The 26,634-nt window shown below is 69.8% G+C and carries 30 protein-coding genes; 9 read left to right on the forward strand and 21 right to left on the reverse strand.

Annotated features, from left to right (window positions below; genetic code table 11):
* Window positions 1-30: 30 nt before the first annotated feature.
* The 20 genes from CRT23_RS11475 to CRT23_RS11570 all read right to left on the reverse strand — a co-directional run bounded on the left by CRT23_RS11475 (window position 31) and on the right by CRT23_RS11570 (window position 17,874).
* Complete coding sequence (locus CRT23_RS11475; RefSeq protein WP_103709790.1) at window positions 31-438, reverse strand: dihydrofolate reductase; 408 nt, start codon at window positions 436-438, stop codon at window positions 31-33.
* A 38-nt stretch (window positions 439-476) separates the two neighbouring features.
* The gene (locus tag CRT23_RS11480) at window positions 477-1,226 is read right to left on the reverse strand and encodes an SDR family NAD(P)-dependent oxidoreductase (protein ID WP_103709791.1); all 750 of its coding nucleotides are present in this window, start codon (window positions 1,224-1,226) and stop codon (window positions 477-479) included.
* Between the two features lie 7 nt (window positions 1,227-1,233).
* Complete coding sequence (purF, locus tag CRT23_RS11485; protein ID WP_055956201.1) at window positions 1,234-2,724, reverse strand: amidophosphoribosyltransferase; 1,491 nt, start codon at window positions 2,722-2,724, stop codon at window positions 1,234-1,236.
* A 107-nt stretch (window positions 2,725-2,831) separates the two neighbouring features.
* Entirely contained in the window at window positions 2,832-3,437 is a 606-nt protein-coding gene (locus CRT23_RS11490) for a CvpA family protein (protein WP_103709792.1), read from the reverse strand.
* 395 nt (window positions 3,438-3,832) lie between these two features.
* Entirely contained in the window at window positions 3,833-5,269 is a 1,437-nt protein-coding gene (radA, locus tag CRT23_RS11495) for a DNA repair protein RadA (RefSeq protein WP_103709793.1), read from the reverse strand.
* Window positions 5,270-5,333: 64 nt separating this feature from the next.
* Window positions 5,334-6,431: an alanine racemase gene (gene alr / locus CRT23_RS11500; RefSeq protein ID WP_103709794.1), complete on the reverse strand. Its 1,098-nt coding sequence runs from the start codon at window positions 6,429-6,431 to the stop codon at window positions 5,334-5,336.
* Window positions 6,432-6,451: 20 nt separating this feature from the next.
* Window positions 6,452-6,958, reverse strand: coding sequence for a DUF29 domain-containing protein (locus CRT23_RS11505; RefSeq protein WP_103709795.1), 507 nt, complete (start codon window positions 6,956-6,958; stop codon window positions 6,452-6,454).
* Window positions 6,959-7,075: 117 nt separating this feature from the next.
* Window positions 7,076-8,563 (reverse strand): replicative DNA helicase, encoded by a 1,488-nt coding sequence (locus CRT23_RS11510; protein WP_055956187.1) that lies wholly within the window; start codon window positions 8,561-8,563, stop codon window positions 7,076-7,078.
* Between the two features lie 291 nt (window positions 8,564-8,854).
* A complete protein-coding gene (gene rplI / locus CRT23_RS11515) occupies window positions 8,855-9,418 on the reverse strand; it encodes a 50S ribosomal protein L9 (protein ID WP_103709796.1) in 564 nt (187 codons plus the stop codon).
* Window positions 9,419-9,446: 28 nt separating this feature from the next.
* On the reverse strand, window positions 9,447-10,481 hold the full coding sequence (locus tag CRT23_RS11520; protein WP_103709797.1) for a DUF2232 domain-containing protein: 1,035 nt from the start codon (window positions 10,479-10,481) through the stop codon (window positions 9,447-9,449).
* A 164-nt stretch (window positions 10,482-10,645) separates the two neighbouring features.
* Window positions 10,646-10,939, reverse strand: coding sequence for a 30S ribosomal protein S18 (gene rpsR / locus CRT23_RS11525; protein WP_055956178.1), 294 nt, complete (start codon window positions 10,937-10,939; stop codon window positions 10,646-10,648).
* 3 nt (window positions 10,940-10,942) lie between these two features.
* On the reverse strand, window positions 10,943-11,419 hold the full coding sequence (gene rpsF, locus CRT23_RS11530) for a 30S ribosomal protein S6 (protein WP_055956175.1): 477 nt from the start codon (window positions 11,417-11,419) through the stop codon (window positions 10,943-10,945).
* Window positions 11,420-11,627: 208 nt separating this feature from the next.
* Window positions 11,628-12,104, reverse strand: coding sequence for a PepSY domain-containing protein (locus CRT23_RS29740; protein ID WP_103709798.1), 477 nt, complete (start codon window positions 12,102-12,104; stop codon window positions 11,628-11,630).
* 60 nt (window positions 12,105-12,164) lie between these two features.
* Window positions 12,165-12,902, reverse strand: a complete 738-nt coding sequence (locus CRT23_RS11540; RefSeq protein ID WP_103709876.1) for a pseudouridine synthase — start codon at window positions 12,900-12,902, stop codon at window positions 12,165-12,167.
* Between the two features lie 14 nt (window positions 12,903-12,916).
* Window positions 12,917-13,837: a methyltransferase gene (locus CRT23_RS11545; RefSeq protein ID WP_103709799.1), complete on the reverse strand. Its 921-nt coding sequence runs from the start codon at window positions 13,835-13,837 to the stop codon at window positions 12,917-12,919.
* Window positions 13,838-13,964: 127 nt separating this feature from the next.
* Window positions 13,965-14,867: a GTPase Era gene (gene era, locus CRT23_RS11550; protein WP_156375807.1), complete on the reverse strand. Its 903-nt coding sequence runs from the start codon at window positions 14,865-14,867 to the stop codon at window positions 13,965-13,967.
* A 79-nt stretch (window positions 14,868-14,946) separates the two neighbouring features.
* Window positions 14,947-15,771, reverse strand: coding sequence for a ribonuclease III (gene rnc, locus CRT23_RS11555; protein WP_103709801.1), 825 nt, complete (start codon window positions 15,769-15,771; stop codon window positions 14,947-14,949).
* A 13-nt stretch (window positions 15,772-15,784) separates the two neighbouring features.
* Complete coding sequence (gene lepB, locus CRT23_RS11560) at window positions 15,785-16,585, reverse strand: signal peptidase I (RefSeq protein ID WP_055956165.1); 801 nt, start codon at window positions 16,583-16,585, stop codon at window positions 15,785-15,787.
* Between the two features lie 117 nt (window positions 16,586-16,702).
* Entirely contained in the window at window positions 16,703-17,116 is a 414-nt protein-coding gene (gene acpS / locus CRT23_RS11565; RefSeq protein ID WP_055956162.1) for a holo-ACP synthase, read from the reverse strand.
* Complete coding sequence (locus tag CRT23_RS11570; protein ID WP_055956158.1) at window positions 17,113-17,874, reverse strand: pyridoxine 5'-phosphate synthase; 762 nt, start codon at window positions 17,872-17,874, stop codon at window positions 17,113-17,115. Before CRT23_RS11570 ends, acpS begins: the two co-directional genes overlap by 4 nt.
* Window positions 17,875-17,982: 108 nt before the next feature.
* Here CRT23_RS11570 and CRT23_RS11575 point away from each other — a divergent pair, with 108 nt between their 5' ends.
* The 9 genes from CRT23_RS11575 (at window position 17,983) to dxr (ending at window position 25,878) form a co-directional block, all read left to right on the forward strand.
* Window positions 17,983-18,357, forward strand: a complete 375-nt coding sequence (locus tag CRT23_RS11575) for a PH domain-containing protein (protein ID WP_103709802.1) — start codon at window positions 17,983-17,985, stop codon at window positions 18,355-18,357.
* A 167-nt stretch (window positions 18,358-18,524) separates the two neighbouring features.
* The gene (locus CRT23_RS11580; RefSeq protein WP_055956152.1) at window positions 18,525-19,592 is read left to right on the forward strand and encodes a 30S ribosomal protein S2; all 1,068 of its coding nucleotides are present in this window, start codon (window positions 18,525-18,527) and stop codon (window positions 19,590-19,592) included.
* Window positions 19,593-19,777: 185 nt separating this feature from the next.
* Entirely contained in the window at window positions 19,778-20,698 is a 921-nt protein-coding gene (gene tsf, locus CRT23_RS11585; RefSeq protein WP_055956149.1) for a translation elongation factor Ts, read from the forward strand.
* Window positions 20,699-20,870: 172 nt separating this feature from the next.
* Window positions 20,871-21,593: a UMP kinase gene (pyrH, locus tag CRT23_RS11590; protein WP_055956146.1), complete on the forward strand. Its 723-nt coding sequence runs from the start codon at window positions 20,871-20,873 to the stop codon at window positions 21,591-21,593.
* Between the two features lie 153 nt (window positions 21,594-21,746).
* Window positions 21,747-22,223 (forward strand): BLUF domain-containing protein, encoded by a 477-nt coding sequence (locus tag CRT23_RS11595; protein ID WP_103709803.1) that lies wholly within the window; start codon window positions 21,747-21,749, stop codon window positions 22,221-22,223.
* A gap of 149 nt (window positions 22,224-22,372) precedes the next feature.
* Complete coding sequence (gene frr, locus CRT23_RS11600) at window positions 22,373-22,939, forward strand: ribosome recycling factor (RefSeq protein WP_055956140.1); 567 nt, start codon at window positions 22,373-22,375, stop codon at window positions 22,937-22,939.
* A 171-nt stretch (window positions 22,940-23,110) separates the two neighbouring features.
* Window positions 23,111-23,836, forward strand: coding sequence for an isoprenyl transferase (locus CRT23_RS11605; protein ID WP_244477410.1), 726 nt, complete (start codon window positions 23,111-23,113; stop codon window positions 23,834-23,836).
* Between the two features lie 2 nt (window positions 23,837-23,838).
* On the forward strand, window positions 23,839-24,702 hold the full coding sequence (locus CRT23_RS11610; RefSeq protein WP_103709804.1) for a phosphatidate cytidylyltransferase: 864 nt from the start codon (window positions 23,839-23,841) through the stop codon (window positions 24,700-24,702).
* Between the two features lie 12 nt (window positions 24,703-24,714).
* Window positions 24,715-25,878 carry a 1-deoxy-D-xylulose-5-phosphate reductoisomerase gene (gene dxr, locus CRT23_RS11615; protein ID WP_103709805.1) on the forward strand — a complete coding sequence of 388 codons (1,164 nt, stop codon included), beginning with the start codon at window positions 24,715-24,717 and terminating at the stop codon, window positions 25,876-25,878.
* An 8-nt stretch (window positions 25,879-25,886) separates the two neighbouring features.
* Here dxr and CRT23_RS11620 read toward each other — a convergent pair whose 3' ends face one another.
* The gene (locus tag CRT23_RS11620; RefSeq protein WP_103709806.1) at window positions 25,887-26,531 is read right to left on the reverse strand and encodes a TetR/AcrR family transcriptional regulator; all 645 of its coding nucleotides are present in this window, start codon (window positions 26,529-26,531) and stop codon (window positions 25,887-25,889) included.
* Between the last annotated feature and the right edge of the window lie 103 nt (window positions 26,532-26,634).

Consider the following 26,634-nt stretch of genomic DNA (forward strand, 5'->3'; position numbering starts at 1 on the left):
CCTCAACCCCCCAGCGGAGGGTTTGTGCCCTCAGGCGCGCAGGGCGCCGCCCACCAGCCAGGCCGGGTCGAACCAGCGATCGGCCTCGCCGTCATAGGGCAGGCGGGTGATGTCCCAGTGCTGAATATACGGGGCGTAGACGTTCCAGACCGCGATGCCGCCGCCGACGAAGATGCGCCGCCCGGGATAGCGCGCCAGCACGGCCTCCGGGTCCTCGTGGCTGCGGATGACGTCGATGGTCCGGTCCTTGAAGGCGAATTCCGGCACCGACGCGATGGTCTTCGGGCCGGCGATCAGGACGTGGCCCATGGTGATGGCGAAGAACCGCGTCACGTCCTCGACGAAGAGCGGATCGGTGTTGCCCTCCCAGGGCAGGTGCCCGTTCAGGCCGAGCTGTCCGCGAAGGCCGATGGCGCAGATGCAGCGAACGTCGATCATGGGCGTCTCGGGAAACGGGGGGAGGGCGGCGTCCGGCGTCAGCGCGCCATCTGCGGCGTCAGGATCCGGTCGCTCGGAAAGTCGTAGATCTTGCCGGATTCGTCGAAGTCCGGATGCGCGAGGCGCACGAAGTGCGGCGCGAGGTCGCCCGGGGTCTTCAGGGTCATCTCGTCCTCGCCCGGCATCGCGGCCTTGCGCATCGCGGTCCGCAGCGGGCCGGGATTGAGCAGCATCGCCCGTACCGCGGTGGTGGCGGTCTCGGCCGCGTAGGTGCGCACCAGGGCGTCGAGGGCGGCCTTGGAGACGGAGTAGGGTCCCCAATAGGCCCGGCACTTCTGCGCGGCGCCCGAGGTCACGAAGATGGCCCGGCCCGCATCGGAGGCCCTCAGCAGCGGATCGAGCGAGCGGATCAGGCGGTAATTCGCCGTGACGTTGATATCCATCACCTGCGCCCAGGTCTTCGGCGTCACGTGCCCGATCGGCGTGAGGTTGCCGAGGATGCCGGCATTGCCCACCAGGATGTCGAGGCGCTGCCAACGCTCGTGGATGCCGGCGCCGAGGCGGTCGAGGGCGTCGTAGTCGGTGAGGTCGAGGGGCACCAGGGTGGCGCTGCCACCGACGCCCCGGATGGCGTCGTCGAGCTCCTCGAGGCCCCCCTGCGTGCGCGCGACGGCGATGATGTGGGCGCCGGCCTGCGCCAACGCGAGGGCGGCGGCGCGGCCGATTCCCCGCGAGGCGCCGGTGACGACGGCGAGGCGGCCGGCGAGCGGTTGGGTCGGGCTGCTCATCGTGCGCTCAATCGGCTTCGGCGAGCATGGCGAGGCGGCGCGGTCCGGCGATGGCGAGGTCGGTCAGGCCGGTCGGATAGTCGCCGGTGAAGCAATGGTCGGTGTATTGCGGGCAGGCCTCGTTGCGCCGTTCCTCGCCCATGGCCTTGTAGAGGCCGTCGATGGACAGGAAGGCCAGCGAATCGGCGCCGATGTAGCGGCGCATGCCCTCGAGGTCGTGGGTGGCGGCGAGCAGCTTCTCCCGCTCCGGCGTGTCGATGCCGTAGAAGTCCGGGTAGGTGATCGGCGGCGAGGCGATCCGGAAATGCACCTCGCGGGCGCCGGCCTCGCGCATCATGCGCACGATCTTCACCGAGGTGGTGCCGCGCACGAGGCTGTCGTCGACGAGGACGATGCGCTTGCCCTCCACCACCGCGCGGTTGGCCGAGTGCTTCATGCGCACGCCGAGCTCGCGCACCGACTGGGTCGGCTGGATGAAGGTGCGCCCGACGTAGTGGTTGCGGATGATGCCCATCTCGAAGGGCAGGCCGGTCTCCTGGGCGAAGCCCAGGGCGGCCGGAACGCCGGAATCCGGCACCGGGATGACCACGTCGGCCGCCGTCGCGGATTCGCGGGCGAGCTCGTGGCCGATGTTCTTGCGTACGGCGTAGACGCTCTTGCCGTTCACCACCGAATCCGGCCGGGCGAAGTAGATGTACTCGAAGATGCACGGCCGCATGGGCTGCGCCGGGGCGAAGCGGATCGACTCGATGCCCTCTTCCGAGATCACCACGATCTCGCCGTTGTCGATGTCGCGGATGAACTTGGCGCCGATGATGTCGAGGGCGCAGGTCTCGGAGGCCAGGATGTAGCGGCCGTCGAGCTCGCCCAGCACCAGGGGGCGGATGCCCATGGGATCGCGGGCGCCGATGAGCTTCTTGTTGGTCAGGGCCACGATGGCGTAGGCGCCCTCGATCTGGCGCAGGGCCTCGGTGAAGCGCTCGACGATGCGCGGCGCCCGGGAGCGCGCGGCCAGGTGCAGGATCACCTCGGTGTCGGAGGTCGACTGGGTGATGGCGCCGTCGCGCACGAGGTCGCGGCGGATCGACAGGGCGTTGGTCAGGTTGCCGTTATGGGCGACGGCGAGGCCGCCGCTGGCGAGCTCGGCGAAGAGCGGCTGCACGTTGCGCAGGATGGTGCCGCCGGTGGTGGAGTAGCGGACGTGGCCGATGGCGGCCGGGCCTTCGAGATGCTCGATGGTCGAGCGGTCGGAGAAGGAATCGCCGACGAGGCCGGGCCGGCGCTCGGAGTGGAAGACCGCCCCGTCGAAGGAGACGATTCCGGCCGCCTCCTGGCCGCGATGCTGCAGGGCGTGCAGGCCGAGGGCGACGATGGCGGAAGCATCCGGATGGCCGAAGATGCCGAAGACGCCGCATTCCTCGCGCAGCGTGTCGCCGTCGCGGTCGAGCCCGTCCACGACCTCGACAGGGGGGCGGGCGCTCGACTTGGCTACAGACATGATGATGTCGATCCCTGCTTGGTCCCGCGCGAATCCCGGGCGGGTACCGTCAAGAAGCCGTCATGTAGTCGGCCTTCGCGCTGCAACCAAGCGCGCAGAGACGCAGATCAGCGTCGCGGAGCGGGCGTGGCTGGTGCTTCGGTCCGGCGCTGGGCCGGGATTTCTCCCTCCGGCGGCTCGACGGGATCGGCCGGCACGTCGGTCTTGGGCTTCTTGAACTGCTTCAACAAGCCTTCCGGATTCTCGGGCAGCTGGGCCACCAGGGCCTCGCCGGACTTCTCGAGCATCGGGCGGCTGCGCGCCTCGGACGCCCACGGGGGCATCTTGCCCTGGACGAGCCAGGCCAGGAACACCCAGCCGATGACGCAGATCAGGAAGCCGCGGCCGGCGCCGAACAGGAAACCCAGCGACCGATCAATCGCGCCGATGCGCGAATCGAGGATCATGTCCGACACCTTCACGGTGATGATCGACACGACGATCAGCGTCACCAGGAAGATCGCCGCGATCGAGGCCACCAGGGCGACGGTGGCGTTCGACACGTGCTGGCTGACCGTGGGCAGCAGGTAGGGATGAAATTTCCACGCAATGGCGGCGGCGGCGACCCAGGCGATGATGGCGAGCACTTCGCGAGTCGCGCCGCGCACGGCCGCCAACAGCGCCGAGACGACAACGATACCCAGCACAACGAGATCGAGAACGGAGAACGGCATCTCTGACGATTGTCACTTCATGGGGCGGAGCGGCGACGATGACCGGATCGTGCGGCTTCCCCCGGCCGCGGCCCTGTATATCGCGCGGAAACTCGGCCGTCACCCTGGCGTGGAGGCCCATTCCCGCCCGGTGCTCGCGCGGGTCCGGCGTGACGCGGGCGCGGCCTCACGCCGTCGTCCGCCCGTTTCGGACGGGCATCCGGCCTCTCACCCGTCGGGCTGTTCAGCGGCGTGCCGGCCGACGACTTGTTTCGTGCCGGAATATTCATCTTGGGGGCGGGCCAGACCTTCTGCGCGGCCGGGATCGACTGTCGATCCTCCACCATCGCCGGCCCTGTCACCAGAGCGGGCCCGCACCGGGCCCGGGGCGGGCTCCACTGGTCCGGGCCGACGCCCTAATCGTCGTCGCCGTAATCCGGCGGATTGTGCCCGCGGCGCTGGGCGACCCGGCGGGGCCCGTTGCTGGCGATGCCCGCCACCATGTCGGCGATGTGGCGCAGGGCCTCCGTCGAGAGGGCGCTGTCGCCTCCCTCGCCGCGCCCCTGCGGCGTCACGGCCTTGGCGAAGCCGAGCTTCAGCGCTTCCTTCAGCCGCGCCGGCGCCTGCGCCACCGGGCGGACCGCACCCGAGAGCCCGATCTCGCCGAAATACACCGTCTCGGGCGGCAGCGTCGCCCCGGACAGGGACGAGACCAGGGCGGCAGCCACCGCGAGATCGGCGGCGGGCTCCGAGATGCGCAGGCCCCCCGCCACGTTCAGGTAGACGTCGTGCGTGCCCAGGCGGATGCCGCCATGGGCCTCCAGCACCGCCAGCACCATCGACAGGCGGTTCGGGTCCCAGCCGACCACCGCCCGACGGGGCATCCCGAGGGAGGAGGGCGCCACGAGGGCCTGGATCTCGACGAGGAGCGGGCGCGTGCCCTCCATGCCGGCGAACACCGCGGTGCCGGGCGCCGCATGGTCGCGGCCGGCGAGGAACAGCGCGGAGGGATTCGGGACCTCGGCGAGGCCGCCATCGGTCATCTCGAACACGCCGATCTCGTCGGTAGGTCCGAAGCGGTTCTTCACCGCCCGCAGGATGCGGAAATGGTGGCCCTGGTCGCCCTCGAAGGAGGCGACGGCATCGACCATGTGCTCGACCACCCGGGGTCCGGCGATCTGCCCGTCCTTGGTGACGTGCCCGACGAGGATCACCGCCGTGCCGGTGGTCTTGGCGAAGCGGATCAGGGTCTGGGCCGAACCGCGCACCTGCGTGACGGTGCCGGGGGCCGATTCCACGGTCTCGGTCCACATGGTCTGGATCGAGTCGATGATCGCCAGGGCCGGGGGGCGCCCCTGCGACAGGGTCTCGACGATGTCCTCCACGTTGGTCTCGGCCGCGAGCTCCACCGCGGCCGAGGACAGGCCGAGGCGCTCGGCGCGCAGGCGCACCTGCGCCACCGCCTCCTCGCCCGAGATGTAGACGACGCGCTCGCCCGTGCGGGCCATGGCGGCGGAGGCCTGCATCAGCAGGGTCGACTTTCCGATGCCCGGATCGCCGCCGAGGAGGATCACCGAGCCGCGCACGAAGCCGCCGCCGGTGACGCGATCGAGCTCGTTGATGCCGGAGGGGATGCGCGGCGCCTCCTTCACCTCGCCGGTGAGGCCCTCCAGGGCGAAGACCCGGCCGCGGGCCCGGCTCGGCCGTGTCTTGACCGGGCCGGATTGCGGGCCGGTGGCGCCGGTCTCCTCGACGATGGTGTTCCAGCCGTTGCAGGCCTCGCAGCGCCCGCGCCAGCGATTGTAGACCGCCCCGCAGGACTGGCAGACGAAGGTCTGTTGGATCTTGGCCATCGCGATTCCGCTGGGAGGGACGCCTGGGCGCCCATTCGTCCGGCGCCTATTCGTCCGGCGGGCTTCAGGCCTCGTGTCCTGTCACATAATCGCGAACATAGCGAGAACCTAGCCCCGTCAGGATCTCGTACCCGATGGTGCCGGCGGCGCGTCCGACCGCGTCGACGTCGAGCCCGTCGCCGATCAGGGTCGCGGTCGCGCCGCGCCGGGTTTCGGGTGCCTCGGTCACGTCGAGGATGATGAGGTCCATCGAGATCAGCCCGAGGATCGGGCAGCGCACGCCATCGACCAGGGCGATGCCGCGGCCGCTCGCGGACCGCGGATAGCCGTCGGCATAGCCCATCGAGAGGGTCGCGAGGCGCCGCGGCTCGGTGGCCCGCCAGCGTCCGTTGTAGCCGCAGGTCTCGCCGGGAGAGACGTCGCGGATCTGCGCGACCTGCGCCTCCAGGCGGACCACCGGCCGCATCGGGTTGGGCTTCCACGGGGTCGGGTTGCCGCCGAACAGGGCATAGCCGGGCCGCAGCAGGTCGTGATGGGCTTCGGCTCCGAGGAAGATCCCGGAGGAGTTGGCGAAGGAGCCCGGCAGTCCGGGATGCGCGGCCCGGACCCGCGCGAAATCCGCCATCTGGCGCGCATTGATCGGGTCGCTCGCCAGTTCGGCGCTGACGAGGTGGGTCATCAGCAGCGCGATGCCGGCGCGCGCGATCAGGGGATCGCCCGAGAGCCCCAGGGCCTCGGGCACGGAGAGGCCGAGCCGGTTCATGCCGGTATCGACGTGCAGGGCGGCCGGGCGAGGACGACCGGCGGTCTCCGCCAGGGCGGCCCATTCGGCGAGTTCCTCCCGGCTGCCGAGCACCGGGCGCAGATCGTGCGCGACGAGGGTCGGGCCGAGGCCGGGCAGGAGACCGTTCAGGACGTAGATCGTCGCCTCGGGCAGGACGGCCCGGGCCTCCACCGCCTCGCTCAGATGCGCGACGAAGAACGTCCGGCACCCGGCCGCCCACAGCGCGGGCGCGACCTGGGACAAGCCGCAGCCATAGGCATCCGCCTTGACCACGGCCGCACAGCGCGCCTCCGGCGCCTGGGCATCGAGCCGCCGCCAGTTCTCCGCGAGGGCCGCGAGATCGATGGTGAGGCGGGCGCCGTGGGTCGCTTCGCGCATCGGGCGCCGTTCCGGATCAGTCAGGCCTCGGATGGGTCGCGCGCCTTCTCAACGGCCGCCGGGGGCCAGGAAACCTCGCGGTTCAGAACCGCGTCGATGCCGTAGGGAGATGCCTCCGGGACGGTCACCTCCGCAAGGTTCGTTTCGGCCGCCGCCTCGATACGGGCACGACGATCGGCGCGTTCGCGGAGCGCTTCCATCCGGCTCCCGAGGCTGGGGCTGTCCTCGACCCGCTCCTCGACGGCGAGACGCTGCACGCGGATGGATGGCGCCCCGTTCCGGGTCCGCAGGACGGGCTGATCATCCCGTTTCAGCATCTGGAAAAGGCTGATTCGCAGCGCGCTGGTCGGCGTATTCCGTTCCGCGTGCGCCGCCGCTTCCACCGCGTCGATCGGATGGGGAAGGTCGAGCTTTGCCCGGGCCCGCCGGCGCAGGTCTGCGGCCTGCTCGGTGGACCAGGCTGCGCGGCCGGTGTCAGAGGCAGTGCCGGGGCGCGGACCGGCCTCGACGCGCTGGGGATGTGCCACGGTCGCTCCTTCTCGCGTCCGGGTGCGACGGTTCGCGGATCCCGTCGACTATACGGGATTTCGCACTCGTTCGCGAGGCGCGTCCGCGCCAAGCGAACCTGTCCAGGGGCGGCCCGCCTACATCTGCTCCGGCAGGCGGTCGGACTGCGCGAGGTTCGAGAAGCGCGTGATGTTGGCGTCGAACTGCAGCTCGACCGTGCCGGTGGGGCCGTGGCGCTGCTTGCCCAGGATGACCTCGGCCTTGCCGTGGACGCGGTTCATCTCGGCTTCCCAGGCGAAGAACTCCTCGGTGCCTTCGCGGGGCTTCTTGTTGTTGACGTAGTATTCCTCGCGGAAGACGAACATCACCACGTCGGCGTCCTGCTCGATCGAGCCCGATTCGCGAAGATCTGCCAGCTGCGGACGCTTGTCGTCGCGGTTCTCGACCTGACGGGAGAGCTGCGACAGGGCGATGATCGGCACCGCCAGTTCCTTGGCGAGCGCCTTCATGCCGGTGGTAATCTCGGTCATCTCCTGCACGCGGTTGTCGCTGCGCTTGCCCGAACCGGAGAGCAGCTGCAGGTAGTCGACGATCAGGAGATCGAGGCCCTTCTGGCGCTTGAGGCGGCGGGCGCGGGCGGCGAGCTGCGCGATGGAGATGCCGCCGGTCTGGTCGATGTAGAACGGGATCGTCTGCATGTCCCGGGCGGCATCGGTGATCTTGTAGAACTCCGCCGGCTGAATGTCGCCGCGACGGATCTTGTAGGACGGCACGCCCGACTGCTCGGCGATGATACGGGTCGCCAGCTGCTCGGCCGACATTTCGAGCGAGAAGAAGCCGACGATGCCGCCGTTCTTCGTCTCGGTCCGGCCATCCGGCAGCTTCTCGGCCTGGTAGGCCTTGGCGACGTTGAAGGCGATGTTGGTGACGAGCGAGGTCTTGCCCATGGCCGGGCGGCCCGCGAGGATGATCAGATCCGAGCGCTGCAGGCCGCCCATCTTGGCGTCGAGGTCTGACAGGCCGGTGGCAATGCCCGAGAGCTTGCCCTCGCGCTGGTAAGCCTTGGCCGCCATGTCCACCGCGGCCGTGAGGGCGTCGGAGAACTTCTGGAAGCCGCCGTCGTACTTGCCCGATTCGGCGAGCTCGTAGAGCCGCCGCTCGGTGCCCTCGATCTGGTCGCGGGGGGAGGATTCCACCGGCGCCTCGTAGGCGCCGTTCACCAGGTCCTCGCCGATGGTGATGAGCCGGCGGCGGATGGCGAGGTCGTAGATGGTGCGGCCGTAATCGCCCGCATTGATGACGGTGGTGGCCTCGGCCGCGAGGCGGGCGAGGTACTGCATCACCGTCTGGCCGCCGAGATCGGCATCGCCCAGGTAGGTCTTCAGGGTGATCGGCGTGGCGAGCTTGCCGGCCTTGATCAGCTGGGAGGCCACCTCGAAGATCTTGCGGTGGACGTCCTCCATGAAGTGCTCGGGCAGGAGGAAGTCCGAGATCCGGTAGAAGGCGTCGTTGTTCACCAGAACCGCGCCGAGCAGGGCCTGCTCGGCATCGATGTTGTGGGGCGCGACGCGGAATTCCTGCGCGACGGGCTGAAGGTTGGCCGTCAGGGCGTTGGGCAGGGCCATGGGCTGATTCGAGGCTCCGACTCGTCGATTCAATCGTCCGCGCGGGGGTCCGCCGCCGCACGTCGCTATCGCCCGACCATGGCGCCGGCATGGTTAGCCGAACCTTAGCCGATTCGCGGTTTGCGGCCTTCCGTCCCGTCCGGTCCGCACTTCGCGGAAGAGCGGGCGAGGGGACCGGTCGCAGAAACGCCCGCCATCCGGGGGGATGACGGGCGTCCATGCTGGAACAAATGCGGAACTAGTCAACCGTTAAGGCCGGTCATCCCCATTGTTCACCGTCCTGTGGCGCGATTACTCGCGGTCGTCGCCGGCCTCGGCGAGGGCGGCACCGACCTCGAGGCCGAGATCGTCGAGGTTGAACGCCTCACGCTCGGTGGTCGACTCGCCGCGGGCCTGACGCTCGGCCTCTTCCGGCGAACGGGCGACGTTCACCGTGATGCTGATCTCGACCTCGGGGTGCAGCACGATCGGAACGGTGTGCAGGCCGAGGGTCTTGATCGGCTGGTTGAGGGCGAACTGGTCGCGGCCCACGGTGAAGCCGTCGGCGGTGACGACTTCGGCCAGATCGCGGGTCGAGACCGAGCCGTAGAGCACGCCGGTCTCACCCGACTGGCGGATGAGCACGAAGCTCTTGCCCTCGAGGGTCTCGGCGACGGCCTGCGCCTCGGACTTGCGCTCGAGGTTGCGGGCCTCGAGCTGGGCGCGCTGGGTCTCGAAGTGCTTCTTGTTGCCTTCGGTGGCGCGCAGGGCCTTGCCGCGGGCGAGGAGGAAGTTGCGGGCGTAGCCCGGCTTCACGTTCACGGTCTCGCCCATCTGGCCGAGCTTGGCGACGCGCTCGAGGAGAATGACTTCCATGGTGTTGGTCCTTCGGTTGGGGGGAGGATCAGGGTCGTCCGGCCGCGTCGCGGTGACGGCGGCGGTCGAGGGCGGTATCGGCCATGCCGAACAGGGTCAGGGCGAGGAGCGCGACGCCCTGGGTGAAGAAGAGGATCAGGTAGAGGCCGAGCAGGAGGGCGAGGCGCCCGGGCCGGCCGCGGCTGCGGTCGTGGAAGGCGGCGAGGCCCTGGATCGCGAAGGCGGCGCTGAGCGCCCCGGCCACGGCGACGCCCAGCGTGCCCGGATAGCCCGGCACCAGGGCGAGCACCACGGCGCCCACGAGCACGCCCAGCACGCGGCGCGGCATCATCGTGGCCGCGAGGTCCGGCCAGGGACGCAGCAGGCGCCCGGAGATCCGTACGATGCGGGCGGCGGCCCAGAGATAGAAGGTCAGCAGGACCGTCAGGCCGTGAGTGGCGAGCCCCGGCGCGATGGCCGCGAGGGCGTTGGCGACCTCGGTCCGCGTCGCCTCGGCGGGATCCTGTGGCCCGGACTCGGCTGGAGCTTCGGCGCCGGCCTCGGGGGCGTCCGGCTTCGGCGCGGGCGCCGCCGGGCCGGGAACGGGAGCCGCCGGGTTGGCGGTGCGGTCGGCCCGGACCTGGATCAGCGTCCGGGTCATGCCCCGGAGCTGGGACTGGAAGGTCTCGTAGTTCGGGGCGGCGATCACCGCGATGGCCACGAAGGCGAGGCCGGCCGTGCCGGCGGTCCAGGCGAGGAGGCGCCCGGTCGGATACCACTCCATCGTGCCGTCGGCGCCCGGTCGCCCGAGCAGGGCCAGGTAGGCGAGCCACCAGGCCGGCAGGGCGAGATAGGCGAAGAAGCCGAGGCCGAGGAAGGGCTGGACCACGAGGGCGAGGGCGAGGGCGCCGGTGACGGCCGCGACCAGGGCGGCGCGGTGGCTCCAGCCGAGCCCCACGATCAGGATCGGGAGCGGGGCGAGCAGGTAGAGCAGGATCGCGAGCGCCGTCGCTTTCAGCAGGACGCCGAAGAGGAGGGCGGAGACGAGACCCGCGCCGATACCGATGCCGAGAAACTGTGTCATCTATCCCGCTGTCCCACTGTCCCGTCCCGGGCAGGGTTAGAGGCGCCTGGCGCCCCAACGACTCCCGGCCCTCCTGTCGGATCGGCCGGTACGAACCCGTGTGCCGCACGAGCGGCGTGGCGCCCCGGCCCGTGGATGACGGGCCAGGGCGAGCGCCGGGGCGCTTACTTGATCACGTAGGGGAGGAAGCCGAGGAAGCGGGCGCGCTTGATCGCCTGGGCGAGCTCGCGCTGCTTCTTGGCGGAGACCGCCGTGATGCGCGACGGCACGATCTTGCCGCGCTCGGAGACGTAGCGCGACAGGAGCTTGACGTCCTTGTAGTCGATCTTGGGCGCGTTCGCGCCCGAGAAGGGGCAGGTCTTCCGACGACGGAAGAAGGGGCGGCGTCCGCCACCTGCACCACCACCACCACCACCGCCGCCAGCGGCGGGTGCACCGGGTCCAGCACCAAATGCCATGACTTAAGCCTCCCCGCCGAAGCTGCGCTCGGGGCGGTCGCCCCGGTCGCCGCGATCACCACGGTCGCCGCGATCGCGGTCGCCGCCGAATCCACCACCGCCGAAGCCTTCGTCGTCACGACGACGGCCGCGCTCACGATCCTTGCGGTCGTCGCGGTCGCGCTTCTGCATCATCGCCGACGGCTCGGACTCGAGCTCTTCGACGCGGACGGTCATGAAGCGGAGGACGTCCTCGGAGATCTGCATCTGACGCTCCATCTCGGCGAGGGCCGCCGGGGGGGCGTCGACGTTGAGGAGCGTGAAATGCGCCTTGCGGTTCTTCTTGATGCGGTAGGCGAGGGACTTCACGCCCCACATCTCGATCTTCTCGACCTTGCCGCCATTGGCTTCGATGACGCCCTTGTAGGTCTCGACCATGGTCTCGACCTGCTGGGCCGTCACGTCCTGGCGCGCCAGGAAGACGTGTTCGTAGAGAGGCATTAACGGGCCCTTCATATTCAAAGGGACCCGACGGCACGAAGAACGTGCGGGAAAGGAAGCGTCGGGCCGGTTCATACGCAGTCGCCCGGCGCCAAGCCCTTCGAGCCGTTTGAAGGCCCGAGCGGTTGATCGAAGGCGGAGACACGGGACGACGGGATCGGCCCTTCGCAAGGCTTGACCCTGTGCCGAACGAATCGACACCGTCCGTTCAGCCCCCAGCCGGAGCGAACGCGAGGGGTGGCGCATAAACGAGTCGGCCGGGATTAGCAAGGCGGCGGGCGCGCGCGCGGATGCTGTGCAAGCCGTCGTCCGCAGCCTCGTCGGCGCCGGACGGACGGGGTTCGCCTCTGCGGTCGTCGACGCGGTCCGCCGCAGGGCGCAGAGACGCGTCCCGGACGCGGCGGGGAGGGCCGACTGACTTGTCGGGCGTCCCCGTGAGGATCGCGCCGGTCTTCGGGTCGGCATGGAACGGCATCCTGACGCCGTTCTTCACGCCCTCGCCCTCCCAGTGGCCGTTATCGGCCTCGAACGAGGTGATGCGGGTGTATCCGGCGGCCATCAGCTTCTGCTTGACCTGATCGGCCGGCATCCAGTCGGCGCCCGGCATGTCCGCCAGGGCGAGGCTGGCCGGGCCCGTGCCGAGGGCCAGCGCCAGGAGCCGCGTCGGGAGGCGGTTCAGGCGCATCACGGGTCGCGTAGGCGTTTGCCGATCGAACCGGTCGCGCAGGGTCCGGTTCCGGACCGATCAGGGCGCGTCGCCGGCGAAGATCGCGGCAATTTCCGCCTCGCCGAGAACGCGATGATCGCCGGGCGCCAGGTCGTCCGGCAGATCGAGACCCCCGACGCGGTCGCGGTGCAGGGCGGTGACGTGGTTGCCCAGGGCGGCGAACATGCGGCGGACCTGATGGTAACGCCCCTCGTGCAGGGTCACCACCGCGCCGGTCTCGCCTTCGGCCTCGAACCCGATCGGCAGGAGCGGCTTCTCCTCGCCGTCCAGCATCAGCGTGCCGGAGGCGAGGGCCGCGCCCTCGGTGCCGGTCAGCGGACGATCCAGGGTGACGCGGTAGCGCTTGGCCACGTTCGCCTTCGGGGCGATGATCCGATGCAGGAGGGCGCCGTCATCGGTGAGGAGCAGGAGGCCGGAGGTCTCCTTGTCGAGGCGCCCGACCGTGGAGAGGGCGGGGTCGCGCCGGCGCCAGCGCTCGGGCAGGAGAGCGTAGACGAGGGGGCCGGCTTCCTTGTGCGAGCAGGTGACGCCGAGCGGCTTGTGCAGCATCAGGGTCAGGCCCGGCGGCGGGTCGAGGGGGTCGCCGTCGACGGTCATCCGCTGGGCGAGGTCCGGCGTGACCGGGATGCGCTGATCCGCGTCCCGCAGGGGCGCGCCGTCGAGGACCACGAGGCCCGCGCGGGTGAGGAGCGCGATCTCCCGCCGCGAGCCGTAGCCCATATTGGCGAGGAGCCGGTCGAGGCGCAGCTGCGCGATCTTGGCCAGCCGCGTCATCGGCGCGCCTCGTAGATCTTGTAGCCCCCGGCCGAGGCCTTCAGCGCCACGCTCTTGAAGGCGGCCTTGAGAGGCGCCTCGTAGGGCAGGTGGGTGTTGGCGGTGAGCCAGAGGCTGCCCCCCGGGCGCAAGGCTTCCGCGGCCCGGGCGATGAAGGCCTGGCCGAGGGCCTGGTCCTCGGCGCCCCCGTCGTGGAAGGGCGGGTTCATCACCACGAAGTCGAGGCGCGTCAGGCCGAGGCCGCCGGCGCGGATATCGGCCCAGCGCAGGGTGGTGCGCGGATCGCTGACGTTGCGCGTCGCCATCTCGATGGCGCGCCGGTCCAAGTCAATGAGGGTCAGGGCCGTGACCTTGGCCGAGCCGAGCACGGCGCGGGCGAGGATCCCGAGGCCGCAGCCGAAATCGGCGCCCGTCCCGGCGAGCGTCGGCAGGTTGGCCAGGAGCAGGGCACTGCCGGGGTCGAGGCGGTCGTAGGAGAAGATCCCGGCCTGCGTGCAGAGGGCGAGATTGTCGATGTGGCGCGGACCGCCCTCGTGGATCGCCTCCTCGAGATCGCCGACCGCCTCCGGGCGGGTGCCGACGCAGATCCGGTGGTGGCGCCGCGCCTCCTCGTGCACCGGGCAGCCGAACCCGGTGAGTTCCTTGGCGAGGCGGCTTCCGCCGCGATCCTTGGGCGCCAGTGCGGTGAGGCGCCCGCCGGGCCGCAGGGCCTTCAGGCCGAGCGCCAGCACGTAGCGCCGCTCGATCGTCCCGGCCGGCGCCAGGATGTCGAGCCGCTCCAGGCTCCCGGGCTCGAGATCCTCGAGGCGGGCCGCCCCGGGGCTCAGGGGCGAGACCTGGACCGCGTGCGGGGGCACCTCCACTAGTTCCAGGGGCGGCGCGCCGTAGACGGCTTCCGAGACAGGCATGGTGGACATCGTAACGGGATCCGGCGCGACGACGCGCGCGCCTCGACGACTCAGGGCGTGACAGGAAATCGGGAGGCTCGGCCAGCACGCGACAAGAATCGCCGCGGCGTCGATCTCCCGTTCTCATAGCCCATGCTCAGCCGCGCGGGAACTCCAGACCCATCTCCCGGTAGCGCGCCGGATCGTCCGCCCAGTTCTCGCGGACCTTGACGTGCAGGAAGAGATGCACCGTCTGCTCGGCCGCTTCCGCGATCTCGTGGCGGGCCGCCTGGCCGATGGCCTTGATGGTCTGGCCGCCCTTGCCGAGCACGATGGAGCGCTGGCTCTCGCGCTCCACGAAGATGGTCTGCTCGATGCGGACCGAACCATCCGGACGCACCTGCCACTGGTCCGTCTCGACGGTGGAGCGGTAGGGCAATTCCTCGTGCAGGCGGTCGTAGAGCTTCTCGCGGGTGATCTCGGCGGCCAGCATTCGGATCGGTGCGTCCGAGACCTGGTCCTCCGGGTAGAGCCACGGGCTCTTCGGCATCATGCCGGCCAGCGTCGTCTTCAGCGTCTCGATCCCGTCGCCGTTCAGGGCCGAGACCATGAAGGTGTGCACGAACGCGATGCGCTCGTTCAACGCGGCCGCGAGCGCCAGCAGGCGGTCGCGCGGGATCAGGTCGATCTTGTTGAGGATCAGCACCTTGGGGCGCTTCACGTCCGGCAGCTTGGCCAGGATCGCCTCGACCTCCTCGGTCACGCCCTTGCGGGCATCGATCAGCAGACAGACGGCATCGGCATCCGAGGCGCCGCTCCAGGCCGAATGCACCATCGCCCGGTCGAGGCGGCGCTTCGGGGCGAAGATCCCCGGCGTGTCGACGAGGATGATCTGCGCGGTCTCGTGCATGACGATGCCGCGCACCAGGGCACGGGTGGTCTGCACCTTGCGGGAGACGATCGAAACCTTGGTGCCCACGAGGCTGTTCAGCAGCGTCGACTTGCCGGCATTTGGGATGCCGATCAGCGCGACGAACCCCGCAGTGGTGTTTTCCGGCATCCGCACCGCGGGCAGCGGCTGCAGCGGCGGTGGCGCGAAATCGTCGTCGCCGTCGAAATCGTCGTCCGGCACATCGTCGTCAGGCATCTGGGGTATGTCCTTCAGCGACGTCCGCCGACGTCTCCTTGGTTTGCGAGGGATTTTGCGAGGGATCATGGGTTCGCGCGGGATCGGGGCCGGTGATCTCGCGCTCCAGCACGAGGCGGGCGGCCTCCTGCTCGGCGAGGCGCTTCGAGGGGCCGACGCCGATGCCGGCCTCCAGTCCCTCGACGCGGACCGCGATGTAGAACACCGGCGCATGGTCGGGTCCCGAGCGGTCGACCACTTCGTAGAACGGGATCGGCAGGGCACGGGCCATGGCCCATTCCTGCAGGGCCGACTTGGCGTCGCGGCCGCGGGGGGCCGCCGTGTCGGTGTCGGGGGTGAAGGCCGCGTTGACGATGCCCTTGGCGACGTCGTAGCCGGCATCGAGGAAGACCGCCCCGAGGATCGACTCGCACACGTCCGCCAGGATGGTCTGGTTGCGCCGACCGCCGCTCTGGACCTCGCCGGGGCCGAGGGCGAGGTGCGGGCCGACGTCCCAGGTGGTCGCGACGGCGGCGCAGGTCTCGCGCCGGACGAGCCCGGCCAGACGCCGCGACAGCTCACCCTCGTCGGCCTGCGGAAAGGCCTCGTAGAGCAGGTCGCCGATGGCAAGGCCGAGGACCCGATCGCCCAGGAATTCCAGGCGCTGGTAGCTGCCGAGCCGGCCGTTCCCACCGGCCTTGCTCACGTGGGTGAGCGCCTGGACCAGCAGCTTCGGGTCGGCGAAGACGTGGCCGATTCGCGCCTCGAGCACCGCGAGGTTGGGCTTCGGACGGGTCGCGCGCCGCGCCCGGTTGGAGGGACGCGCCTCTTCGGTCACGATGGATTACGTCCTAGTGGATGGTCGTGAACAGCCGGTTCCAGCGTACCTTCGCCGGCCAGTTCCAGATCTGCCATGCCGGCGTGCCTTCGTCGATGGAGAAGAAGATCATCTCCGCGCGGCCGACGAAGTTCTCGAACGGCACGAAGCCGACATTGGCGAGATCGCGCGAATCCGTCGAGTTGTCGCGGTTGTCGCCCATCATGAAGAAACGGCCCTGCGGCACGGTGTAGGGCTCGGTGTTGTCCCAGTAGCCGTTGTCGCCGTCGCGCTCGATCACCCGGTGGGTGACGCCGTTGGGCAGGGTCTCGAGGTACTGCTCGGCCTTGGCCTGCTCGCCGTACGGCCCGGTGGTCTCGAAGGGCGCGATCTTCTCGCGCTTCACCGGCACGTCGTTGATGTAGAGCAGCCCGGCCTTCATCTGGATCTTGTCGCCGGGCAGGCCGATGACGCGCTTGATGTAGTCGGTGGAATTGTCCTTGGGCAGCTTGAACACGGCGATGTCGCCGCGCTTGGGCTCGGCGCCCCAGACCCGGCCGTCGGCCGTGAAGGGCAGGTACTCGCTCAGCGGCAGGGAGTACTTCGAGTAGCCGTAGGAATATTTCGAGACGAACAGGTAATCGCCGATCAGGAGCGTGGGAACGAGCGAGCCCGAGGGGATGTTGAACGGCTGGAACAGCAGCGTGCGCACCACCAGCGCGATCAGCAGCGCCTGGCCGCCGACCTTGAGCGTCTCCTTGATGCTCGCCCAGGTGCCGGTGTCAGCAGCCTTCAGGTCACGCTTCGTCTGCTGGTCCACGCGGGCACGTTCCATCTGGCTGCCATCTCCGGTCCGACGCTTGCACCCGGAATCCGGGCGGCTTCCGTCGTTGACGGTCGACCGGCGGCATAGACCATGCGGAAAGGCGCCGCAACGCAGGGGGGCTGTCGGCTAAGGCCCGGGCGTGCTGTCCGGCACCGCTTCGATGATCACGAAGGCCTGCGCCATGGGCGGGTCGTCCGTGAGGGTGATGTGCAGCTTCGGCACGTGGCCGGCCGGCACCATCGCGGCGAGGTGTTCCGCCGCCGCCCCGGTGAGGCGGAGGGTCGGGCGGCCGCCGGGCAGGTTCACCACCTCCATGTCGCGCCAGAAGACGCCCCGGGCGATGCCGGTGCCGAGGGCCTTGGCGCAGGCCTCCTTGGCGGCGAAGCGGCGGGCATAGGAGGGTGCCCGCGCCGCGCGGGCCTCGCACTTGGCGCGCTCGCCGTCGGTGAAGACCCGATGGGTGAAGCGCTCGCCGTAGCGCTCCAGCGATTTCGCGATCCGGCGGATGTCGCAGAGGTCGGAGCCGATGCCGAGAATCATGCCCGGGCCGCGTCCATCGCGGCGCGCATGTCGCGGATCGCCTGGGGCAGGCCGACGAAGATCGCCTCGCCGATCAGCGCGTGGCCGATGTTCAGCTCGGCGATCTCCGGCAGCGCCGCCACCGGACCGACGCTGTCGAGGGCGAGGCCGTGCCCGGCATGGACCTCGAGGCCGAGACCCGCCCCGTAGGCCGCCGCCCGGGTGATCCGGTCGAGCTCGTGGGCCGTCCGTCCCGCATCGCCCTCGGCCACCGCCTCGCAGTAGCTGCCGGTGTGAAGCTCGACCACCGGTGCCCCGAGGCGCCGGGCCGCGTCCATCACGGCCTCGTCCGGCTCGACGAAGAGCGAGACCCGGATGCCGGCCTCGGACAGGCGGGCGATGCGGGGCAAGAGCGAATCGTGCCCCCCGACGATGTCGAGGCCGCCCTCGGTGGTGCGCTCCTCGCGCTTCTCCGGCACCAGGCAGGCGGCGTGCGGCTTCAGCCGGATCGCCATCCCGATCATCGCGTCGGTGGCGGCCATCTCGAAATTGAGCGGCACCGTCAGGATGCGGGCCAGCGTCTCCATGTCGGCGTCGCGGATGTGCCGGCGATCCTCCCGCAGATGCGCCGTGATGCCGTCCGCCCCGGCCGCGACCGCCTCGCGGGCGGCGCGAATCGGGTCGGGCGCGGCGCCGCCGCGGGCGTTCCGCACGGTCGCGACGTGATCGATGTTGACGCCGAGCCGGAGGCGGCGCGATCGAGAGGCGGGGGAAGACATCGAGGCGGACTCCGGGCGCGGGCATCAGGCGCCGGCATGGCGCCCTGACGGAACGGCGGACGCGCCCCTACATAGGTGATGCGGGGCTTCAGGGGGATACGGCGCGCGATGGGTTTTCTCGATGGACTGCTCGGCCACGGCAGCGATCTCTCGCCGGCGCAGGTCAACGAGCAGATGGCCGGCATCCTCACCGAGGGTGAACCGGTCCAGGTCGCCTTCCGGATCCTGCGCGACCTCATCGTGTTCACGGACCGGCGCCTGATCCTGGTGGACAAGCAGGGGATCACCGGCCGGAAGGTCTCCTATCTGACCGTGCCCTACCGGGCGATCACGTCGTTCTCGGTGGAGACGGCGGGCAGCTTCGACCTCGATTCCGAGCTCGCGATCTGGGTTTCGGGCCGGGCCGAGCCGATCCGCAAGACCCTGAAGCGCGGCGCCAACATCCTGGCGATCCAGCAGGCGATCGCGGCCTCGATCCGCTGAAGGCGACAGCGCCGGCAAACCTTGCCTCGGCGGCCGAGCTCTGTTAAGGCCCCGCCCATTCCACACGCGGAGCCGGCCTCATGCCTGAATGAGGCGTTTCCGGTGGTCGTCGTCCCTCAGACGCGATCGCTTCCTCCGCGGCGGTACCAACCGGAGAGTACAAAGACATGGCCGTTGATTTCACCATGCGTCAGCTTCTCGAGGCCGGCGCCCACTTCGGACACCAGGCCCACCGCTGGAACCCGAAGATGCAGTCCTACATCTTCGGGACGCGCAACAACATCCACATCATCGACCTCGCCCAGACCGTGCCGGCGCTCCACCAGGCCCTGCAGGCGGTGAGCGACACCGTCGCCAAGGGCGGCCGCGTGCTGTTCGTCGGCACCAAGCGTCAGGCCGCCGACACCATCGCGGAAGCCGCCAAGCGCTCGGCCCAGTACTACGTCAACTCCCGCTGGCTCGGCGGCATGCTTACCAACTGGAAGACCATCTCGGGCTCGATCCAGCGCCTGCGCAAGGTCGACGAGACCCTCGACGGCGGGGCCCAGGGCCTCACCAAGAAGGAGCGCCTGATGCTGGGCCGCGAGAAGGACAAGCTCGAGAAGGCCCTCGGCGGCATCAAGGACATGGGCGGCGTGCCGGACCTGCTGTTCGTGATCGACACCAACAAGGAGCAGCTGGCGATCAAGGAGGCCCAGCGCCTCGGGATCCCGGTGGCGGCCATCGTCGACACCAACTGCAACCCGGACGGCATCACCTACGTCGTCCCCGCCAACGATGACGCCGGCCGCGCCATCGCCCTGTACTGCGACCTGATCGCCCGCGCCGCCATCGACGGCATCTCGCGCGGCCAGGGCTCGATGGGCGTCGATCTCGGCGCCTCCGAGGAGCCGGTCGCCGAGGAGCTGCCGGCCAACGACGATGCGGCGACCTCCGTCGAGTCGGGCTCGGTCAACCAGGCCGACGTCGCCGCCCTCGTCGAGTCCACCGAGCACTTCGAGCTGCTCTCGGCTCCCCGCGGCGCACCCGACGACCTGTCGAAGCTCCACGGCGCCGGCCCGCAGATCGTGCAGAAGCTCAACGAAGCCGGCATCTACCACTACTGGCAGCTGGCCTCCATGAGCGCCGACGACATCGCCAAGGTCGATGCCGACCTGAAGCTGAACGGCCGCATCGGTCGCGACGGCTGGGTCGACCAGGCCCGCGGCTTCGTCGAGGCTGCCGCTGCCGCCTGATCCCGCTTCGGCGGCCCGTCATCGGGCCGCCATCGCCAGATCGGACACTGCTTCCTGAAGCCCGGTGCTTTCCATGAGCGCCGGGCTCAGTCGCTTCAAAAGACTTCGCTTCACTCGAAACGTCCGCTTCAGAAGACTTCCCCCGGGAAGGCTTCGCATCTGACAAGACACGGAAAGGACCCGCCATGGCCAACATCACCGCCGCACTGGTGAAAGAGCTCCGCGAGAAGACCGGCGCGGGCATGATGGACTGCAAGGGCGCGCTCAACGAGACCGATGGTGACATCGAAGCCGCCGTCGACTGGCTGCGCAAGAAGGGTCTTGCCAAGGCCGCCAAGAAGGCCGGCCGCGTGGCCGCCGAGGGTCTGGTCGCCGTCGAGTCCGCCGGCCATCATGCCGCGATCGTCGAGGTGAACTCCGAGACCGACTTCGTCGCCCGCAACGACAGCTTCCAGGCCTTCGTCCGCGAGGCCGCCAAGCTCGCGCTCAACACCGACGGCACGCTGGAAGGCCTCGAGGCCACCACGTTCCCCGGCGCTTCGACCACGGTCAAGGAAAGCCTCGCCAACCTCATCGCCACCATCGGCGAGAACATGACCCTGCGCCGCGTCGCCAAGCTCGACGTGACCAAGGGCGTGATCGCATCCTACGTCCACGGCCAGGTGGTCGAGGGCCTCGGCAAGATCGGCGTGCTCGTGGCGTTGGAATCCGAGGGCGACGTCGAGGTGCTCTCCACCCTCGGCCGCCAGATCGCCATGCACGTCGCCGCCACCAACCCGGTGGCCCTCGACGCGGCCGGCGTCGACCAGGCGACCCTCGACCGTGAGATCAACATCCTGCGCGAGAAGAACGCCGGCAAGCCCGAGAACGTGCTCGCCAAGATCGTCGAGAGCGGCCTGAAGAGCTACTACAAGGAGGTCACCCTCCTGGAGCAGCCCTTCGTGCATGACGGCTCCAAGACCATCAGCCAGGTGCTGAAGGAGGCCGAGGGAAAGGCCGGCGCGCCGGTCAAGCTCAGCGCCTTCGTGCGCTACGCCCTCGGCGAGGGCATCGAGAAGGACGAGGCGCCGGACTTCGCGGCCGAAGTCGCGAGCCTTTCGCGCTGACACGTCACCGGCGCCGATCGTCGAATCGGCGTCGATCCCTACGAAAACACCGGGGGGCGGTGCCAGGGATGGCGCCGCCCCTCGACGTTCCGGCCTCCCTTGGGCTAGACACCCCTCCGCTTCCGATTGGCTCCCCGACCTGATCCAGGCCGGGTTAGAGGGGACTGGCTCGATGCCGGAGACCACACCGTTTCGCCGCGTCCTCGTGAAACTCTCCGGCGAGGCGCTGGCCGCTCCCGACGGGTACTGGCTGCATCCCCCGACCCTGGCGGGCATCGCCGACGACATCGCCCGCACCCGCGAGGCCGGCGTGCAGATCGCGCTGGTGGTCGGCGGCGGCAACATGATCCGCGGCGCCCGCATCTCGGCGGCCGGCTGGATCGACCGGGCCACCGGCGATTCCCTCGGGATGATGGCGACGGTCATGAACTCCCTGGCTCTGGAAACCGCCCTGAACGCCGCGGGCGTTCCGGCGCGCACGATGTCCGCGGTCTCGATGCCGACGATCTGCGAGACCTATGCGCGTCAGCCCGCGCTGCATCATCTCGACAAGGGCCAGGTGGTCGTCCTCGCCGGCGGCACCGGAAACCCGTTCTTCACGACGGACACCGCCGCCGTCCTGCGGGCGGCCGAGCTGCGCTGCGACGCCGTGCTGAAGGCCACGCAGGTGGACGGGGTCTACTCCGCCGATCCGAACCGCGACCCCACCGCCACGCGCTACGACCGGCTGACCCATGACGAGGCCATCTCACGCGACCTCAAGGTGATGGACACCGCCGCCTTCGCGCTCGCCCGCGAGAGCCGCCTGTCGATCGTCGTCGGGTCCGTTCACGCGCCGAGTTCGATCCTGGCGATCCTGACGGGTGGGGCGCCGGCGACCCAGGTCGTCCCCTAGGCGCCGTCCCGGCCGGCGCCTGCGCCACCGTTCACAACGGCGGATGTCGCGCCTGGACGTCCGCCGATCGCTCTCAATGTTTGTTGAGAGTTTTCGGATCTGTTGCCGTAACGAGCCGCCACCAACTGGGTCGAGCGGTCGTCGAGCGCGGCCATGTCCCTTTCGCAGGTTGTTTTCTACAGTCACAACCTCCTGACGTTGCACGGCGGGACCATGCGCGAGCTGGTCCGGGACATCCTGGCTTCCTGCAATCGCTACGATCGGGCATCCGGATTCACGGGTGCGTTGGTCTTCAACGAAAAGTTTTTCCTGCAGGCCATGGAGGGGGACCCGGTCGCCCTGTCCGATCAGCTCTGGACTCTTGCGGCGGATAGCCGCCACAGCGGCATGGTGTTGGTCGCGGCGCGCGCGATCGAGCAGCGCGACTTTCGCGGCTGGACGGTGGGGTATGCCGGTCACACCGACCCCCTCGAGACGCTCTATCTGCGGTACGGCCCGAAGCCGCGGCTCGATCCGACGCAGATGACCGCCGCCGGCGCGGTCGCGCTCCTCCGGGCCTTCACCGAAGTCGAAGGAAACCACTGCGTGCAGCGCTCCGGGCCCGCCGCGGCGAGTGCCGTGAAGGCCTAGGCGCGCAGCGCGCGCGCCCGGCTCGGGGGTTTCCTGCCGAAACGACGCGAACGCCATTTGCGACCCACTGGATTTTGGTTCATTGAGGCCCACGAACGGGCCCCGGCGGCCCGACCCACTCCCTCAAGTTCGCGTCGGGATAGTCCAGCATGGCAGCCATTCCAGAATTCGACCTGAACGACATCAAGCGTCGCATGCAGGGCGCCGTGGCGTCGTTGAAGGGTGATCTCGGATCGCTCCGGACCGGCCGCGCGACCCCGAGCATCCTCGATCCGATCCAGGTCGACGCCTACGGAGCGATGATGCCCATGGCCCAGGTGGCGACGGTGAGCGTGCCCGAGCCCCGTCTGCTCAGCATCTCGGTCTGGGACCGCGGCATGATCGCCGCCGTCGAGAAGGCGATCCGCGAATCCGACCTCGGCATGAACCCGCAGACCGAGGGCCAGACCATCCGCCTGCGCGTGCCCGAGATGAACGAGCAGCGCCGCAAGGAGATGGTCAAGGTCGCCCACAAGTACACCGAGGAAGCGCGCGTCGCCGTCCGCCACGTCCGCCGTGACGGTCTGGACCATCTCAAGAAGCTGGAGAAGGACGGCGCGATCAGCGAAGATGATGAGAAGCGTCAGGCCGGCGATGTCCAGAAAGCCACCGACCAGTTCATTGCCGAGATCGACGGCGTGCTCGCCGCCAAGGAGAAGGAGATCATGCAGGTCTAGGATCCAGGATCGGGATCGGGACCACGTGTGATCGGCACGAGAGACGGTTGGGGGAGAAGCGCGTTGGGTCGCTCAGAAGGCGCGCGTCAGATCGAGACGGCGAGGGTGCACGGCACGGACGTCGCGCTGGGCGCGGCGGAGAACGCTGCGGCGGTCTATCCGGGCTCCCCCGTGCCAGCCCTGGCGGCGCCCCCGACGCACGTCGCCATCATCATGGATGGGAACGGCCGCTGGGCCTCCGATCGCGGGCTCCCGCGGGTCGAGGGACATCGGCGTGGCGTCGAGGCGGTCCGGCGCGCCGTGCGCTCCGCCATCGAACTCGGTGTGCGCTACCTGACGATCTACAGCTTCTCGTCCGAGAACTGGCGTCGGCCGCCCGCCGAAGTCGCGGACCTCATGGGTCTGATGAAGCTCTTCGTCCGCCGCGACCTGGCGGATCTCCACGGCAACAACGTCCGCATCCGCATCATCGGTGAGCGCGAGGGACTGCCGGCGGATATCGCCGGATTGCTCGACGAGGCCGAGCAGCGCACCCGGGCCAATACCGGCCTGACCCTGATCGTGGCCTTCAACTACGGCGGCCGGCAGGAAATCCTGCGGGCGGTCCGCAGCCTCGCCCGGGACGTGGCGGCGGGACGGCTGTCGCCCGAAGCCATCGATCTTGACGTGCTCACGGGCGCCCTCGACACCACCGGCATCCCGGACCCGGATCTCGTGATCCGCACCTCCGGCGAGCAGCGCCTGTCGAACTTCCTCACCTGGCAGACCGCCTACGCGGAATACGTGATCGTGCCGGAGTTCTGGCCGGATTTCGACCACGCCGCCTTCCGCGCCGCCGTCGACGAGTACCACCGTCGCGACCGTCGCTTCGGCGGCCTCAGTGGCAAGGCCGGCTGACCATGACACCCGGAGAGGCGGCACCCGCCTCGCAGCGCGGCCTCCTCGCCAGCCGTGAGTTCCAGACCCGCCTGGTCTCGGCCGTCCTGCTCGGCGCGATCGTGCTGTCCGCCCTGGTCCTGGGCGGCTGGCCCTTCGCGGTGATCTGGCTCGCCGCCGGGATCGTCTTCGCCGCCGAGTGGATCGGCATGAGCGCGGTCGTCCCCCGGCGCCTCGTCCTGGCGCTCACGGCCGCCACCCTGTTCGGCCTCGTCCTCTGCCTGCACGGGGACGCGGCGCCCGGAATGACCCTCGGGGTCGGTGCCCTCGGGGCCGTGCTCGTGACGGCCGTGGCCCGTGGCGGGGCGGGACGGGGGCGGGCCCTCGCGGGCCTCCTGAGCTCGGCGGTGATCGCCCTGGTCCCGACCGCCCTGCGCGACGATCCCGCCATCGGCATCCTGGGACCGGCCTGGATGTTCGCCGTGGTCTGGTCCACCGACATCATCGCCTACTTCACCGGCCGGACCTTCGGCGGTCCGAAGCTGATGCCGAAGGTCAGCCCGAAGAAGACTTGGTCCGGAGCGCTCGGCGGCCTCGCGGCCGGCACCCTGGCCGGCGTCGCCCTGGTGGTGGTCGCGCGTGACCATGGCTGGAGCGATCTCGCGACCACCTCGCTCGCCCTCGTCGCCCTCATCAGCGCCACCGCCTCCGTCCTGAGTCAGGCCGGGGATCTCGTCGAATCCGCCCTCAAGCGCCGCTACGGCGTGAAGGATTCGGGCCGCGCCATTCCCGGCCATGGCGGGGTCATGGATCGCCTCGACGGCTTCTTCGCCGTGGCCGTCCTGGCCGGCTTCTATCTCATCGCCCGCCGCTTCGTGGCGGCCTGAAGGACCCTTCCGTTGCTGACCGTCACCATTCTCGGCGCCACCGGCTCCATCGGCCAATCGACCATCGACCTGCTACTGCAGCATCCCGATCGCTTCCGCATCGGCGGTCTGGTGGCGGGGCGCGATGTCGAGGCCATCACCCGGCTGGCCGGCAACCTGCAGCCCGATTTCGTGGCCCTGGCCGACGAGTCCACCGGTCCGGCCCTGCGCGACGCCCTGGCCCATACCGGTATCCGGAACGGGGCCGGGGAGGGCGCCGTCCTCGAGGCGGTCGCCCGGGATGCCGACATCGTGGTGGCGGCGGTCAGCGGCGCCGCCGGCCTGCGCCCGACCCACGCGGCACTGAAGCTCGGCCGCACCGTCGCACTCGCCAACAAGGAGAGCTTGGTCTGCGCCGGCGACGCCTTCATGCGCGACGCCAAGCGCTACGGCGCCACCCTGCTGCCGGTCGATTCCGAGCACAACGCCCTCGCGCAGGCCCTCGGGGACGGCCGCCTCGACGACGTCGCGAAGATGACCATCACCGCCTCGGGCGGTCCGTTCCGCACCTGGACCCGCGAGCGCATCGCCGCCGCTTCGCCCACGGAAGCCGCCGCCCACCCGACCTGGTCGATGGGCATGAAGATCAACATCGATTCGGCCTCCCTGATGAACAAGGGGCTGGAGCTGATCGAGGCGCACCACCTGTTCGCCCTCGAACCCGAGCGCCTCGACGTCATCGTCCATCCGCAATCGATCGTGCACGGCCTCGTCTACTGGCGTGACGGCGCGGTCACGGCGGGCCTCGCCATGCCGGACATGCGGGTGCCGATCGCGCATTGCCTGGGTCTCGGCGAGCGCCTGACGATCGCCCGTGGCCGCCACCTCGACCTCGCCGCTGCCGGAAGCCTGACCTTCGAGGCCGCCGATGAGGCGCGCTTCCCCTGCCTGCGCATCGCCCGGGCGGCGCTCGCCGCCGGAGGCGCCGCGCCCACGGTGATGAACGCGGCCAACGAGATCGCGGTCGCGGCCTTCATCAAGGGGGCGATCGGCTTCTACGGCATCGCCGACCTGGTCGAGCGCGCCTGCGCGCACTTCGCCGGCCCGTACCGGACCGCGCCCGCGGATGTCGACGAGGCCCTGGCCATCGATGCCGAGGTTCGTCGCTGGAGCAGCCAGGCCCTCACGGCGGCCTGACCCGGGCCTCAAGCTTCGGGGCTGTAGCCGGCCAGGAACACGCGCACGGCCTCGCTGACGTTGTGCTCGATCTCCGCCTGGGAGACGCCGTCGCCGGCGTTGAAGAGCAGGCGCGTCAGCAATCCGGCCTGGCAGATCTGCAGGAACTGGCGCGCGGCGAGATTCGTATCGGCCGGGCGCAGGCGCGACGCAGCCACCTGCGCGTCGAGATAGGCGGCCAGCCGCGTCGTGCCCTGCACCGGCCCGGCCTCGAAGAAGGCTTGGCCCAGGCGCGGGAACTTCTCGCAGGCGCCGATGACCATCCGAATCACCGTGACGTGCTCCGGCCGGATCATCTCGGCGAGGTAGCTCCGCCCGAGCCGGGTGAGGACACTGCGCACGTCGGGATCGTCGGCGTCGAGGCGGAACAGCACCTCGGCGAGACCCCGCTTCTCGGACAGCGCCAGATCCTCGAACAAGGCTTCCTTGCTGTCGAAGTAGACGTAGAGGGTCCCCTTCGAGACGCCCGCCGCCTTGGCGATCTCGCCCATGCTCGCGCCGTCGAAGCCGGAGGCCATGAAGACCGCGCGCGCGCCGTCGAGGATCTGGCGACGCTTGTCGGTCTCGCCCGGTGTGCGTTCCCGCGCATCAAGCGCGGCATCTGCGGTCGCCATGGTGTGGATCCTCATTGACCGAACGGTTCGGTCATAATATCTGAATGCCCCGGGCCGCGCCAGCGCACACGGCCCTGAAAATGACCGAACGGTTCGGTCAACC

The organism is Methylobacterium sp. V23 (assembly GCF_002917135.1).
Classification (GTDB): Bacteria; Pseudomonadota; Alphaproteobacteria; order Rhizobiales; family Beijerinckiaceae; genus Methylobacterium.